The organism is Mesorhizobium sp. P2_D5 (genome assembly GCF_056404355.1).
The window spans coordinates 199,415-212,053 of the sequence record NZ_JBFUEE010000007.1; the positions used below are offsets into that span (position 1 = coordinate 199,415).

16 protein-coding genes are annotated in these 12,639 nt (G+C 63.3%); 6 read left to right on the forward strand and 10 right to left on the reverse strand.

Going from position 1 to position 12,639, the window contains the following annotated elements:
* Positions 1–9: 9 nt before the first annotated feature.
* The gene (gene petA / locus AC1DYW_RS27000; RefSeq protein ID WP_457154199.1) at positions 10–570 is read right to left on the reverse strand and encodes a ubiquinol-cytochrome c reductase iron-sulfur subunit; all 561 of its coding nucleotides are present in this window, start codon (positions 568–570) and stop codon (positions 10–12) included.
* Between the two features lie 314 nt (positions 571–884).
* Between petA and AC1DYW_RS27005 the strand changes: the two genes are divergently transcribed.
* Complete coding sequence (locus tag AC1DYW_RS27005) at positions 885–1,229, forward strand: cupin domain-containing protein (RefSeq protein WP_477228219.1); 345 nt, start codon at positions 885–887, stop codon at positions 1,227–1,229.
* 57 nt (positions 1,230–1,286) lie between these two features.
* On the opposite strand, the gene AC1DYW_RS27010 is transcribed toward AC1DYW_RS27005, so the two are convergent.
* The 5 genes from AC1DYW_RS27010 to AC1DYW_RS27030 are packed head-to-tail and all read right to left on the reverse strand — an operon-like array spanning position 1,287 to position 6,489.
* Positions 1,287–1,592, reverse strand: coding sequence for a DUF6665 family protein (locus AC1DYW_RS27010; protein WP_457154201.1), 306 nt, complete (start codon positions 1,590–1,592; stop codon positions 1,287–1,289).
* Position 1,593: 1 nt separating this feature from the next.
* The gene (locus AC1DYW_RS27015; RefSeq protein ID WP_457154202.1) at positions 1,594–2,061 is read right to left on the reverse strand and encodes a GNAT family N-acetyltransferase; all 468 of its coding nucleotides are present in this window, start codon (positions 2,059–2,061) and stop codon (positions 1,594–1,596) included.
* 19 nt (positions 2,062–2,080) lie between these two features.
* On the reverse strand, positions 2,081–3,964 hold the full coding sequence (locus tag AC1DYW_RS27020) for an ABC transporter ATP-binding protein (RefSeq protein ID WP_477228329.1): 1,884 nt from the start codon (positions 3,962–3,964) through the stop codon (positions 2,081–2,083).
* Positions 3,965–3,974: 10 nt separating this feature from the next.
* Positions 3,975–5,858 carry an ABC transporter ATP-binding protein gene (locus tag AC1DYW_RS27025; protein ID WP_477228220.1) on the reverse strand — a complete coding sequence of 628 codons (1,884 nt, stop codon included), beginning with the start codon at positions 5,856–5,858 and terminating at the stop codon, positions 3,975–3,977.
* A gap of 28 nt (positions 5,859–5,886) precedes the next feature.
* Entirely contained in the window at positions 5,887–6,489 is a 603-nt protein-coding gene (locus AC1DYW_RS27030) for a hypothetical protein (RefSeq protein ID WP_477228221.1), read from the reverse strand.
* 284 nt (positions 6,490–6,773) lie between these two features.
* Here AC1DYW_RS27030 and AC1DYW_RS27035 point away from each other — a divergent pair, with 284 nt between their 5' ends.
* Both AC1DYW_RS27035 and soxR read left to right on the forward strand, forming a co-directional pair.
* Entirely contained in the window at positions 6,774–7,232 is a 459-nt protein-coding gene (locus AC1DYW_RS27035; RefSeq protein WP_477228222.1) for a tRNA (cytidine(34)-2'-O)-methyltransferase, read from the forward strand.
* Positions 7,233–7,366: 134 nt separating this feature from the next.
* Positions 7,367–7,837 (forward strand): redox-sensitive transcriptional activator SoxR, encoded by a 471-nt coding sequence (gene soxR / locus AC1DYW_RS27040; protein WP_477228223.1) that lies wholly within the window; start codon positions 7,367–7,369, stop codon positions 7,835–7,837.
* 4 nt (positions 7,838–7,841) lie between these two features.
* Here the strand turns inward: soxR and AC1DYW_RS27045 are convergent, their stop codons facing one another.
* The gene (locus AC1DYW_RS27045) at positions 7,842–8,099 is read right to left on the reverse strand and encodes a hypothetical protein (protein ID WP_477228224.1); all 258 of its coding nucleotides are present in this window, start codon (positions 8,097–8,099) and stop codon (positions 7,842–7,844) included.
* 125 nt (positions 8,100–8,224) lie between these two features.
* Between AC1DYW_RS27045 and hemF the strand changes: the two genes are divergently transcribed.
* The 3 genes from hemF (at position 8,225) to AC1DYW_RS27060 (ending at position 10,081) form a co-directional block, all read left to right on the forward strand.
* Entirely contained in the window at positions 8,225–9,139 is a 915-nt protein-coding gene (gene hemF, locus AC1DYW_RS27050) for an oxygen-dependent coproporphyrinogen oxidase (RefSeq protein WP_095090838.1), read from the forward strand.
* Positions 9,140–9,408: 269 nt separating this feature from the next.
* Positions 9,409–9,669, forward strand: a complete 261-nt coding sequence (locus tag AC1DYW_RS27055) for a DUF1344 domain-containing protein (RefSeq protein ID WP_477228225.1) — start codon at positions 9,409–9,411, stop codon at positions 9,667–9,669.
* A gap of 226 nt (positions 9,670–9,895) precedes the next feature.
* A complete protein-coding gene (locus tag AC1DYW_RS27060; protein WP_095090837.1) occupies positions 9,896–10,081 on the forward strand; it encodes a DUF1059 domain-containing protein in 186 nt (61 codons plus the stop codon).
* Positions 10,082–10,083: 2 nt separating this feature from the next.
* Here AC1DYW_RS27060 and AC1DYW_RS27065 read toward each other — a convergent pair whose 3' ends face one another.
* Genes AC1DYW_RS27065 through AC1DYW_RS27075 form a run of 3 tightly spaced genes read right to left on the reverse strand, consistent with a single transcriptional unit; the run spans position 10,084 to position 12,607 of the window.
* Positions 10,084–11,349, reverse strand: a complete 1,266-nt coding sequence (locus AC1DYW_RS27065; RefSeq protein ID WP_477228226.1) for a CCA tRNA nucleotidyltransferase — start codon at positions 11,347–11,349, stop codon at positions 10,084–10,086.
* On the reverse strand, positions 11,346–11,978 hold the full coding sequence (locus AC1DYW_RS27070; RefSeq protein WP_477228227.1) for a CoA pyrophosphatase: 633 nt from the start codon (positions 11,976–11,978) through the stop codon (positions 11,346–11,348). Before AC1DYW_RS27070 ends, AC1DYW_RS27065 begins: the two co-directional genes overlap by 4 nt.
* Positions 11,978–12,607, reverse strand: coding sequence for a DUF1285 domain-containing protein (locus AC1DYW_RS27075; RefSeq protein WP_477228330.1), 630 nt, complete (start codon positions 12,605–12,607; stop codon positions 11,978–11,980). Before AC1DYW_RS27075 ends, AC1DYW_RS27070 begins: the two co-directional genes overlap by 1 nt.
* Positions 12,608–12,639: the final 32 nt, after the last annotated feature.

Sequence of the window (12,639 nt, forward strand, 5' to 3'; positions counted from 1 at the left end):
TCCCCTGCCTCAACCGATAAGGATCTTGGTATCGGAAATGAACTTGAATACCGGCACTGCCATGTTCTCGGGCGCCGGGCCTTTGCGAATGCGGCCGGCCGTGTCGTATTGCGAACCGTGGCACGGGCAGAACCAGCCGCCGAATTCGCCTTCCTGGCCGAGCGGAATGCAGCCCAGATGCGTGCAGACCTGGACCATCACCATCCAGGCTTCCTTGCCGGGCGTGGTGCGGTTGGCGTCGGTCGCCGGCGCGTCGGCCGGAAGGTTCGCGTTGCGGGCGATCGGATCCTTGAGGTCTGTCAGCTTGACCGCCTCGCCGTCCTTCATCTCCTGCTCGGTGCGGTTGCGCACCACGACAGGCTTGCCACGCCATTTGACAATCAGCGACATGCCCGGGGTCAGTGAAGCGACGTCGACCTCGACGGAAGCCAACGCCAGTGTCGAGGCGTCAGGGCGCATCTGGTCGATGAACGGCCATGCGAGGGCACCCGCGCCGACCACCGCGGCCATGCCGGTGGCGACATAGAGAAAATCACGACGGTTGGGATCCTGGGTGTCGGTTGCGCTCACGGGTGCCTGATCCTTTCGCCTATTCCGCGCCGGTGGCTGAGCCTTGTTCCCCGCTCAATTGCGCCAACCCGACAGCGCATGGCGAACAGGCTTGCGAATTCCTCCGGCATTTGGACTTCGGTTTATGCGTGAAGCCCGTTTTTGTCCAGACGGGTGAAGGCACAAGGGCAGATTGTCGCGGGGACAAAATCCGTCCTCGGTCAGCGCGACGCCGGATGGCCGCCGAAGATCGCTAAACAACAGGGAAACAACCGCAATTCCGGGGTTCGCCCCTACCTCGACACCGGACACCGGCCCGGTCTATCCTTGCTACCATGGCACACGTCATAGACCGCGACACATGGGCTGTTCGCTCTGACGGCTGGAAGGGCGAGCTGCAATGCGGCGCCTACGGCTCCAAGTCCTGCCTGATCTTCAACTATCTGCCTGATGTCGGCGGCGGCCCCCGGCTCCACACGCATCCCTATGCAGAGATCTTCATCATCCGCCAGGGCACCGGCCTGTTCACGGTCGGCGACCAGGAGATCGAGGCCTTTGCCGGCCAGATCGTGATCGTTCCGCCCAACACGCCGCACAAATTCACCAATCTCGGACCGGGCCCTCTGGAAACCACCGACATCCACGAGAACGGCACCTTCATCACCGAATGGCTGGAATGACCATGATCCCGAAAGCGGGAACCAGTTTTCGCCGGAGGTCATGGTCGAACAAAAGAGCTATTTCGCGCCGAGCCTGACCAGAACCGCCTTCGGGATGTTGTATTCGCGAATGACGGCGTCATGCTTTCGCAATCCGCACAGTTCGCGCTGGATGAAATAGCCGTGCACCGCCTCTGCTGCCTCCTTGAGGAGACGGGGACGCAGGTTCTCATCGCCATTGTCGCGCAGCCTCCCCAGCGTTTCCTCGACCCGCTGGCCGGCGCGGCCGAGTGCTGCCGCCTTCTCGGCGAGGATTTCATGGCCGAGCGCGTCGAAGGCGGCTTCGGCAGCCGTGGCGCTGGCAGATGGAGGACGCAGCGACATTTCAGCCTCCTTTCCCAAAAATCATGCGGTGTGTGACGAATTCTTCGCCTATCACCGGCTGGAAGCCAAGCCGCTCATAGAACGCGAAGGCTTCTTGCGGCGCACGGGTGTTCAGCGCGGTAAAATGCTGACGCGCCCTATCGATGACGGTCTCGACCATCATGCGGCCAAGGCCGGTGCGGCGGTGAGGCGCGCTGACGAACAGGTGCCGGACCCGGCCCTGGTCCCTCGCCTCGAAATAAGGATCGATGTTCAGCCCGCACACACCGGCGAGGTCGCGGCCATGCCATGTGCCGTACAGCGCCTCGCCCCGCTTCAGGAACTTGTTGCGGCCGCTTGCCCAGCCATCCGCCAGGCGCACCAGCATCCAGTACCCCTCCAGACGGCTCTCCTCCTTCAGCGCGTCGAAGCCCGGCGTGGTTGGCCGGAGCCGCTTGAGCACAAAGCCGACCTCCGCCGATCCACCCATGCCCTCACTCCGCCGCCCCTCATTCCGCCGGTCGCGTCTCTTCGAGCACGCTTTCCTCGTGATAGAGGAAGCCGCCGGACTGCCGCTGCCACAGCCGCGCATAGAGCCCGTCAAGCGCCACCAGTTCGTCATGCGTGCCTTGTTCGACGATGCGGCCGCCGTCGAGCACCACCAGCCGGTCGAGCGCGGCGATGGTCGACAGCCGATGGGCGATGGCGATGACCGTCTTATCCTCCATCAGCAACGCCAGATTCTCCTGGATCGCCGCCTCGATGTCCGAGTCCAGCGCCGACGTCGCCTCGTCGAGGATCAGGATCGGCGCGTCCTTGAGGAAGACGCGGGCGATTGCCACGCGCTGGCGCTGGCCGCCCGACAGTTTGACGCCGCGCTCGCCGACAAAGGCCTCGTAGCCGGCACGGTCCCGGTTGTCGCGAAGGCCCACGATGAATTCGTGCGCCTCGGCTTTCCTGGCCGCGGCGATCACCTCGGCATCGGTCGCGTCAGGCATGCCAAGCTTGATGTTGTCGAGCAGCGAACGGTGGAACAGTGCCGTGTCCTGGCTGACGACACCGATATTGGCGCGCAGCGAATTCTGCGTCACACCAGCGACGTCCTGGCCGTCGATGGTGATGGACCCGCTTTCCAGATCGTAGAGCCGCAGGATCAGATTGGCGAGCGTCGTCTTGCCGGCGCCGGAGGGTCCAACCAGCCCGACCTTCTCACCCGGCCGCACGACAAGGTCGATGCCGTTGAGCACGCCGAACCCCTTGCCGTAGTGGAATTCGACATTCTTCACCTCGATGCGCCCACCGGCCACCACGAGTTCTTTTGCGCCGGGCGCATCGGTGAGGCCGAGCGGCTGCGAGACCAGCGCCTTGGAGTTTTCCAGCACACCGAGATTCCGCAATATGCCGTTGAGCTGCATCATCACCCGGCCGAGCAGCATGTTGAGCCGCAGCACCAGCGACAGTGTGAAGGCGACCGCACCGACTGTGATCGAGCCTTCGAGCCACAGATAGACGGCAAAGCAACCGATCGTCGTGATCATGATGCCCGACAGTGTCGTCAGCGCCATACGCACGCCGGTCAGTCGGCGGGTGAACGGGCGCAGCGCGTCGAGATAGATGTCGAAGCCGTTCTTGATGTAGCGGTCGTCGCCATCGGCCGAGAACAGTTTCAGCGTCTGCACGTTTGAATAGGAATCGACGATGCGGCCGGTGATCATCGAGCCGGCTTCGGCGGTTTCCTCTGCGTGCTTACGGATTGCCGGCAGATAGAGCTTGGCCAGCCAGCCGAAGGCGGAAATCCAGATCACCACCAGCACGGCCAGCCTGAGGTCCAGCCCGGCGACCAGCGCCAGCGTCGTCACGGTATAGACGATCATGAACCAGATGACCTCGATGAAGCTTTCCATCAGGTCACCGGTGGCTTGGCCCGCCTGCCAGACCTTGGTGGCGATGCGGCCGGCGAAATCGTTTTGGAAGAAGGCGTAGGACTGGCGCGACACGTACCGGTGCGCCTGCCAGCGCACCAGATTGTAGAAGCCGGGCGTGATTGTCTGTTCGTCGACCAGCGCTGACAGGCCGACGACGATGGTGCGGATCACCAGCACCACCGCGATCATGAACACCAGTTCGGGGCCGGCGGCATTCCACAGCGCGTGCCAGCTGCGCTCGCCGGGAAGCTGGTCGAGAATGTCGACCAGCCGCCCGACGAAGTAGAACAGGCCGGCTTCGACCAGCGGCGCGATGCCGCCGATGAGCAGCATGGCGAAAAAGGCGAATTTCGCCTGGCCGACATAGTGCCAGAGAAAACCGCCGACGCTGGTCGGTGGCCGAAGATTCGCCGGCTCCCTGAACGGATAGACCCAGTTCTCGAACCAGCGATAGACGGCTGTCATCATGCGGCGGCCATCATTCTGCGGCTTGCCCCTTTGCAAGTGCGTCATTGGCGGCATCGGCCGAGCCATCGTCGAGCAGGAACCCGCCCGACTGACGCTGCCAGAGCTGCGCGTAGAGCCCGCCCCGGGCGACGAGTTCCTCGTGCGAACCTTCCTCGATGACGTGGCCCCTGTCCATCACCACCAGCCTGTCCATCGCCGCGATGGTCGACAGCCGGTGCGCGATGGCGATGACGGTCTTGCCTTGCATGAGCTTGTAGAGATTCTCCTGGATGGCCGCTTCAGCCTCGGAATCGAGCGCGGACGTCGCCTCGTCAAGGATAAGTATAGGTGCGTCCTTCAACATAACGCGAGCAATGGCGATGCGTTGCCGCTGGCCGCCGGACAATTTGACGCCGCGATCGCCGACATGAGCGTCGAATCCCTTGCGGTCCTTGGCATCCGAAAGCCCGGAGATGAAGTCCAGCGCCTCGGCGCGCCGCGCCGCCTCGACGAGCAGCTCGTCGCTGGCGTCAGGGCGGCCATAGAGGATGTTCTCGCGCACCGAACGATGCAGCAGCGAGGTGTCCTGCGTGACCATGCCGATCTGGGCGCGCAGCGAATCCTGCGTCACGCCGGCGATCTCCTGGCCGTCGATCAGAATCCGGCCAGCTTCCAGGTCGTAGAAGCGCAGCAGGAGGTTGACCAGCGTAGACTTGCCGGCGCCCGAGCGGCCGACAATGCCGACCTTCTCGCCCGGCTTCACCGTCAGCGACAGGCCCTCGATGACACCTTTCTGCTTGCCATAGTGGAAACGGATGTCGTCGAAGCGGATCTCGCCCCTGGTGACGGCGATGTCCTTGGCCCCCGGCTGGTCCTCGACCAGACGCGGCAACGAGATCGAGGCGATGCCGTCCTGCACCGTGCCGATGTTCTCGAACAGGCCCGACATTTCCCACATGATCCACTGCGACATGCCCCACATCCGGAGCACCAGCCCGATGACCACGGCGACCGCGCCGATCGTCACCGCCTGCCCCAGCCACAGCCATAGCGACAGCGCGGTGACGGAGAACAGCAGCAGCGCGTTCAGGATATAGAGGACGCCATACAGCACCGTCACCAGCCGCATCGACCGGTAGACCGTCTCGAGGAAGCCGGCCATGCCCTCCTTGGCGAAGGATGCTTCGCGGCGTGCGTGGCTGAACAGCTTGACGGTCTGGATGTTGCTGTAGCTGTCGACGACGCGGCCGGTCATGGTCGAGCGGGCATTGGCCTGTTCTTCGCCGACCTTGCCCAGCCGCGGGATGAAATAGCGCAGCAGCAGGACATAGCCGACGAGCCAGACGACAAGCGGCGTTGCCAGCCGCCAGTCGGCCGAGCCGACGATGAACAGCATGCCGAGGAAATAGACGATGACGTAGTTCAGCACATCGATCAGCTTGATGACGCATTCGCGCACGGCGAGCGCCGTCTGCATCAGCTTGGTGGCGATGCGGCCGGCGAACTCGTCCTGGTAGAAGCTCATCGATTGCTTGAGCAGGTAGCGGTGCACCTGCCAGCGTATGCGCATGGGGTAGTTACCCATCAGCGTCTGCTGGTTGAGCAGCGAATGGAGCCACACCGTTCCCGGCAGCGCGAACAGCACGATGAACGCCATGCCGGCGAGCTTCCAGGCTTCCGTCTGCAGGAAGGTTTCGCGATTCTGCCCCGACAGCCAGTCAACGATGCGGCCGAGGAAGCCGAACATCCACACTTCGGCGATGGCGATGGCCGTCACCAGCACCGCGTCGAGAAGGATATAGGGCCAGGCCCCGCGTGTGTAATGCACGCAGAAGGCGACCAGCGTCTTGGGCGGCTCGACCGGTTCCGCTGCCGGGAACGGATCGAGCCTTTTTTCAAACCAGCCGAACAACATAAGTCATGCTCACAAATCTGTTTTCCGCTCACGCGGCGTGGGAACGTACGAAGTCGCCAGACCGCTCGGCGTCAAGGACCGATGGCTCGGAATCGTCCGAGCCATCGGTCCTGCTTCGCGCTATATAGGGGCTAGCAGGCTTTTCGCCGACAGCCGAGCTTGTCGATCCTGACGGCGCGGTGTCGACAACCCGGAGCTTCGGCCCCGGCCGGATCAGCCGGATGATCCGGCGCACCAGCGACGGCCGGCTCGGGTCGGGAACCGCGTGCGAGAAATCGACATCCGGCAGCATGCCGCGATGCGGCCGGCGGCGGACTTCGGCATGCACCGCCGACGAATAGGTTTCGCCGATCAGCAGCGCCCAGGTTGCCATTTTCTGGTCGTGCAGGCTCCTCGAGCCAGGTATTCTGTAGGGATCGAACATCGGTCCGTCCTCCGTGTGAAAATAGAGATGAAAAGGTGAATCCATATCGTCCGCCGGCATTCGGCCGGAGGCACGGATTGCGTCGGTCTGGACACGACGGTAGTCGTTGGTCTGGACATGACGGCGGGCGTCAGTCTGGACACGACAAGCGTCGGTCTGGACACGTTCAGGCGGGGCGTTCAGCCCCTTTGACAGTTTGAAAAACATCGCAGGATTCCTTCGAGAGCCGAAAAAGCGTTTCGGCGGGAATCGGTGCGATCAAGTCTTAGAGAGTCAGGAGAATTGTCGTACCGAAACCGCCATGGGGCGAACAAGCCCACGAGAGGGGCGCTGGATGTGCATGGTCATCATGAATTTCCCCTCCATCGGTTCGGGTTGACAATGGGTCTGACATACCCGACTTCGCAGAAAATGGCCACCCGCAGGTCCAGCAATTTCCAAAACCGCAAGCCGGCTGTGGCCGATCTGCCACTTATTAGAAGGACGCGGAAATGAACGACCGTCTCCGCATCGCGCTCTACCAGCCTGATATCGCCGGCAACACCGGCACAATCCTGCGCTTTGCCGCTTGCCTCGGCCTTGGCGTCGATATCATCGAACCGGCCGGCTTTCCGCTCTCCGACCGGGCGCTTAGGCGAGCCGGCATGGATTACCTCGAAATGGCTGATCTGACCCGGCATGTCGATTGGCACGCCTTCGAGGACTGGCGCAGGGCCGGCTCCCGCCGGCTGGTGCTTCTGTCGACCAAGGCCGCGATTCCCTACACGAGCTTTGCCTTCGCCAGTGGCGACATCCTTTTGTTCGGCCGCGAATCCGCAGGCGTGCCGGATGCTGTCCATCAAACGGCGGATGCGCGGCTGACCATCCCCATGCAGGGTGCCGCGCGCAGCATCAACGTCGCGCTGTCCGTCGCCATGGTGGCGGGTGAAGCCATCCGGCAACTCGGCTAGGAGTTCGCTGGCAACCCCCGTCAATTTGACCCAGGCGCACATCGCCCTCTCCTTCATTTGCACATCCTGGGTTTCTTGCTACAAGCTCAACTTAACTTGAGGTCAAGCGATAAAATCGAGGCGGGAAAGCAAGGATGGCACCAGTAACGGAATTAACGGTCGGCCAGGTGGCGATGCGCAGCGGGGTGGCGGTGTCGGCGCTGCATTTCTATGAGGCGCGCGGCCTGATCCGCAGCTACCGCACGTCCGGCAACCAGCGCCGCTACGGCCGCGACGTGCTGCGGCGCGTGGCGATCATCAAGGTCGCGCAGGAGGTCGGCATCTCGCTGGCCGAGATCGGTGCCGCATTGGCATCCCTGCCAGAGGGCCGCACGCCGACCCGCGACGACTGGAACCTTTTGTCCACCGCCTGGCGCGACGGGCTCGATCACAAGATCGCCCAGTTGAAGAAACTGCGCGACGGGCTGACCGACTGCATCGGCTGCGGCTGCATGTCGATCGACAAATGCCCGCTCAGGAACAAGGGCGACCGCCTGTCTAGGGAAGGCACGGGGGCAAGAAGGTTGGTGGCTACACCTTCTCTCCGTTCGGGGAAAGGTACCTGAAATCCTAATCCGCCGCCGGCAGCCGCCTGATGGTGAATTCGATCAGGTCGCCCGGTCGCTCGAACCAGCTTTCGATCTCGGTCCAGTAGGCCTGCTTGGGAAAGCGCTCGAACCATTCCTTGGCCTTGAGGCGCGCATCGGAGCGCGGCAGCACGAAGGTCTCGCGCAAAAACCCGTCGCGTGGCATGCGCGTGCGCTCAGCCCGGCTTTGGTCGAGCCTTTTCTTCAGGCCATCCAGCGGTGGTCTTGCCGGGGTGCGCACGAAACAACTCCTTGCACCTTAATGACGCTTGGACACTTGACCCTTGCCCTTAAGAGATTAGGGATCGCGCCGGCAAAAGACGAGTCATTTGTAGGGACTCGGCCCCCCGCAACCGGAGACGGCACTTGGAACGACCTGAAATACCGGCAGGCCTGCCCGCCGACATCGAACAGAAGAAGATGAAGGCGCGCCTGTGGTTCGAGGCGCTGCGCGAACGCATCTGTGGCGCCTTCGAGCAGATCGAGCAGGATCTTGGCGGCCCGCTGGCCTCATGGTCGCCCGGCCGTTTCGAAAAGACGCCATGGGAGCGCGACGAGGGCCGCGGCGGCGGCGGCACCATGTCGATGATGCACGGCCGCGTCTTCGAGAAGGTCGGCGTCCACACCTCGACGGTCTATGGCGAGTTCTCACCCGAATTCAGGAAGCAGATGCCCGGCGCCGAGGAAGACCCGCGCTTCTGGGCCAGCGGCATTTCGCTGATCGCTCACCCCTGGAACCCTAACGTTCCGGCCGTGCACATGAACACCCGCATGGTCGTCACGTCTAGCCAATGGTTCGGCGGCGGCGCCGATTTGACGCCGGTGCTCGACCGTCGGCGCACCCAGGACGATCCCGACACCATCGCCTTCCACCGAGCCATGCAGTTCGCTTGCGAGAAGAGCCCCGAGGTCGCCGATTATCCGAAATTCAAGGCCTGGTGCGACGAGTATTTCTATCTGCCGCATCGCAACGAGCCGCGCGGCACCGGCGGCATCTTTTTCGACTGGCTGCATTCGGGCGAGGACAAAGGCGGCTGGAATGCCGATTTCAACTTCGTCCAGGATGTCGGACGATCCTTTCTCGTCGTCTACGGCCACCTCGTGCGCGCCAACTTCAATGAGAACTGGACCGATGGCGACCGCGACGAACAGCTCATCCGGCGTGGCCGCTATGTCGAATTCAACCTGCTTCACGATCGCGGCACCATCTTCGGACTGAAGACCGGCGGCAATGTCGCCTCGATCCTCTCCAGCCTGCCGCCCGAGGTCCGCTGGCCGTAACAAAATGGTGAGCGCGATGTGAGCCGCATTGATGTCCCATTTGCTCGAAATGGGCATGGAATATGGTATACAGCACCGCGAAAGATTTCTTTTTCGTCTAATAGGCGATTGAAAAGGCTGGCCTATTTCCTGCGTCGGGTCGGGAAGCGCCGGCGGTTCGCCTGAGAGCAAAGCAGAAGCGAGCCGCGACCCGACGCGACCGGACGGCCCAGGCGATGCGGGACATCTTCGTCAAAAAGGATACCCGCCTTTTCCAGGAGTACTTCGCAATGCGCAGGACCATTGTTTCGGCGGCCGCCGCTGCCCTTCTCGCTTCCGGTTCGGTGGCATTCGCCGCCGTCAAGCACACCACCGGAACGATCAAGACCTTTGACGCAACGGCCATGAGCCTTGTCCTCGATGACGGATCGTCTTTTACGCTTCCCAAGACCTTCAAGGATCCTGGCCTTCAGGTCGGTGAAAAGGTTCGCGTCTCATGGGAGATGAGCGGCAAGAACAAGGTTGCCGAGGCCGTCAAGATCGCAAAGTGACAGCCTGCCTGCCACAGCGGGACGAGACGATCTCTGGTCCTGCTTTGGGGTAGCGTAAGAGGGCGGAGCAGCGCTGCTCCGCCTTTTCGCCGTTGACTGCGACCAATGCCGCCCCATCTGTGTTATGCTGTTCCCCCGCTCGCGGCCCAAGTTCCCATCCTGGATTTGGACCATGAGCCGAAAACTATCGGAGCCTCAGGCTCCGCGGAGGAAAAGGAGAAATCCCATGAAACAATTTCACTGCGGGTCGCTCGTGCCCGGCTGTGACTGGCACACGCGTGCCGACGAGGAGGCCGAGGTCATGCGCCGTGCCGTAGAGCACATGCGCGAGACCCATGGCGAGGCGGTCATCCGCGAGACGATGATCGAGGCGATCCGCTCGCGCATCGAGAAGACCCGCGACGCTGCGTGACTTCAGCCTGCTTTCAAGGCTTCCGCGGCGCGTTCAAGCAGCGCGCCGCGATCGGGCCAAAAGCCCGCTTCGACCCATTCCGTCTCAAGGTTCTTGAGGATTTCCCCAAGCTTCGGCCCTGGAATTGCGCCAAGCCGCGTCAGATCGGCGCCCTTTAGCGGAAACAACGGCTTCTCCCATTTCAGGGCGAAGGCAAGCAGGCGCGAAAAGCCGCCGGCTTCGAGCAACGCGTCATTGTCCTGGACGGCGCGCATCCGCGCGCCCGCAAGCGACAGCCGCAGGCGATCGACAAACCCTTGCCGGTCGCCGCGATAGAGCCGCTTTGCCAACTCGCCCTCCGTCGTCTTCGGCTCGGCGGCGGTGGCCAACGTCCAGTGGCGCAGGCGATCCGCTTCGGCGGTCGAAAATTTGAGCCGCTCGGCGAGCGTCTTCATGCGCGCGGCATCCGGTGGCACGATCGCTTCCAGCCTGAGCAGCGGGTCAGGTGCCCAGTCCAGATCCTTCTCGGCCCTGGTCAGCGCATGGATCGCGTCGATGCCCCATTTCTCGCTTTCCGGCAGCGCGGCGGTCAACACGCCGGCCTGCCGCATCCAGAGCAACGCCCGCGAAGGATCGGGCGCAGACAGAAGCTTCTTCAGTTCCGACCAGATGCGCTCGGCCGAAAGCTGGGCCAGCCCTTCCTTCAGCCGGGCACAGGCTTTCAGCCCCTCGGCATCCGGCCGGCCATCGCCATACCAGGCGAAGAAGCGGAAGAAGCGCAGGATGCGCAGATAATCCTCGCGGATGCGCGCTTCCGGATCGCCGATGAAGCGCAACCGGCGCGCCTCGATGTCGGCTGTGCCGCCGACCAGGTCGATCACCGTGCCATCGGCCTCGGCATAGAGCGCGTTGATGGTGAAGTCGCGCCGCTCGGCGTCAAGCTTCCAATCGCTCCCGAACGACACCTTGGCGCGACGGCCATCGGTCTCGACATCGGCGCGCAAGGTGGTGATCTCATAGGGCTTGCCGCCGGCGACCACGGTGATCGTCCCATGCTCGATGCCGGTCGGCACCGCCTTGAAGCCTTCCGCCTCGGCGCGTCGGATGGTTTCCTGCGGCAGACACGTGGTGGCGATGTCGATGTCGGCGACCGGCTGGCCCATCAGCGTGTTGCGTACCGCGCCACCGGCAACACGCGCCTCTTCACCGCCTTGCGCCAATGCGGCTAGCAGGCGCTGCAGATGCTTGTCGCCGAGCCACTCGGCCCGGCCCGCGATAGAGACATTCACGCATAGAGCCTTTCGTAAAGCGTACGGATGATGCCGGCGGTGACGCCCCAGATGCGCCGGTCGCCATAGGGCATGTCGTAGAAGAACCATTCGAGATCGTTCCACATGCGGCTGTCGCGCTTGTGGTTGGCCGGGTCCATCAGGAAACGCAGCGGCACTTCGAAGGCGGCATCGACCTCGTCGGCATTCAAGCTGAGCCGGAAACCGGACCGAACGATGCCCAGCACCGGCGCGATGCGGTAGCCGCTGCCGGCGACATAATCGGGCATGCGGCCGATGACCTCGATGCGATCCTGGGCAAGGCCGATTTCCTCGAAGGTCTCGCGCACAGCCGCCGCTTCCGGACTGGCATCGGTCGGATCGATGGTGCCGCCGGGAAAGGCCACCTGCCCCGAATGGTTGCGCAGCCTTTCGGCCCGTTTGGTCAGCAGAACCGTGGCTTCGCCCTCATGATCGACCACCGGGATCAGCACCGCGGCATTGCGCAGCGCCTTGCCATGGTTGAGGCGTGGATGGCCTGGATTGAAGCGATGGTCGCCATAGTCGTCGCCGGCATGCGCATCCGGCTGTGCCGCAAAGCGCGCGCGAAAGTCCGCTGCGGAAAACGGCGCCGTTGACATCTGGTCCATCACGCGCTCAGCCGCTTCAGCTGGTCCGCCGGCATGATCGCAAACACCGCACCGTTCGAACGCACAGCGAACATGGTCTTGCCGCCGATTTCGATCTCCTCGCCATGTCCGACCAGCTCATACATCACCGGCCGCGCAACCAGCGCTTCCAGCCGGCCGCGCACCAGCACATAGGGTTTCAGGCCACCGGTCTCGCTCTCGTCGACAAAGCGCAGCGGCCGTTCCGGTCCGGCTTCGACGACATCGCCGACATTGGTGCGAAAGGTGATGATCTGCGCGTCGCCGCTGCCCGAAACATCCATCTCAACGGCGATGAACGGCGCGTCGGCGACGCGGATGCCGACCCGTTCCACCGGTGTCACCAGATAGGTCCTGCCGTCCGCGTCCTTGCGCAGCACCGAGGAGAAGAGCTGCACCAGCGGCATGCGTCCGATCGGCGTGCCGAGATAGAACCAGGTGCCGTCAGCCTTGATTTCCATGTCGAGATCGCCGCAGAAGTCGGGATTCCAGCGCTCGACCGGCGCCGCGCCCTTGCCGGCGCGGGCCGCGCGCGAAATCAGCGCCTCGAGACCGCGCGCCTCGGTGGCGGTCGTAAGGCTTTGTTGGCGATGTTCGGAGTGTTCCGTCATGGTCACGAAATAGTCACTGTTGTTCCGCTTGT

What these genes read in the sequence shown, in the direction of transcription:
- AC1DYW_RS27005 (WP_477228219.1), top strand. Translation starts at nt 885, where the DNA reads ATGGCACACGTCATAGACCGCGACACATGGGCTGTTCGCTCTGACGGC.
- AC1DYW_RS27010 (WP_457154201.1), bottom strand. Translation starts at nt 1,592, where the DNA reads ATGTCGCTGCGTCCTCCATCTGCCAGCGCCACGGCTGCCGAAGCCGCC.
- AC1DYW_RS27015 (WP_457154202.1), bottom strand. Translation starts at nt 2,061, where the DNA reads ATGGGTGGATCGGCGGAGGTCGGCTTTGTGCTCAAGCGGCTCCGGCCA.
- AC1DYW_RS27020 (WP_477228329.1), bottom strand. Translation starts at nt 3,964, where the DNA reads ATGATGACAGCCGTCTATCGCTGGTTCGAGAACTGGGTCTATCCGTTC.
- AC1DYW_RS27025 (WP_477228220.1), bottom strand. Translation starts at nt 5,858, where the DNA reads ATGTTGTTCGGCTGGTTTGAAAAAAGGCTCGATCCGTTCCCGGCAGCG.
- AC1DYW_RS27030 (WP_477228221.1), bottom strand. Translation starts at nt 6,489, where the DNA reads ATGTTTTTCAAACTGTCAAAGGGGCTGAACGCCCCGCCTGAACGTGTC.
- AC1DYW_RS27035 (WP_477228222.1), top strand. Translation starts at nt 6,774, where the DNA reads ATGAACGACCGTCTCCGCATCGCGCTCTACCAGCCTGATATCGCCGGC.
- soxR (WP_477228223.1), top strand. Translation starts at nt 7,367, where the DNA reads ATGGCACCAGTAACGGAATTAACGGTCGGCCAGGTGGCGATGCGCAGC.
- AC1DYW_RS27055 (WP_477228225.1), top strand. Translation starts at nt 9,409, where the DNA reads ATGCGCAGGACCATTGTTTCGGCGGCCGCCGCTGCCCTTCTCGCTTCC.
- AC1DYW_RS27060 (WP_095090837.1), top strand. Translation starts at nt 9,896, where the DNA reads ATGAAACAATTTCACTGCGGGTCGCTCGTGCCCGGCTGTGACTGGCAC.
- AC1DYW_RS27070 (WP_477228227.1), bottom strand. Translation starts at nt 11,978, where the DNA reads ATGGACCAGATGTCAACGGCGCCGTTTTCCGCAGCGGACTTTCGCGCG.
- AC1DYW_RS27075 (WP_477228330.1), bottom strand. Translation starts at nt 12,607, where the DNA reads ATGACGGAACACTCCGAACATCGCCAACAAAGCCTTACGACCGCCACC.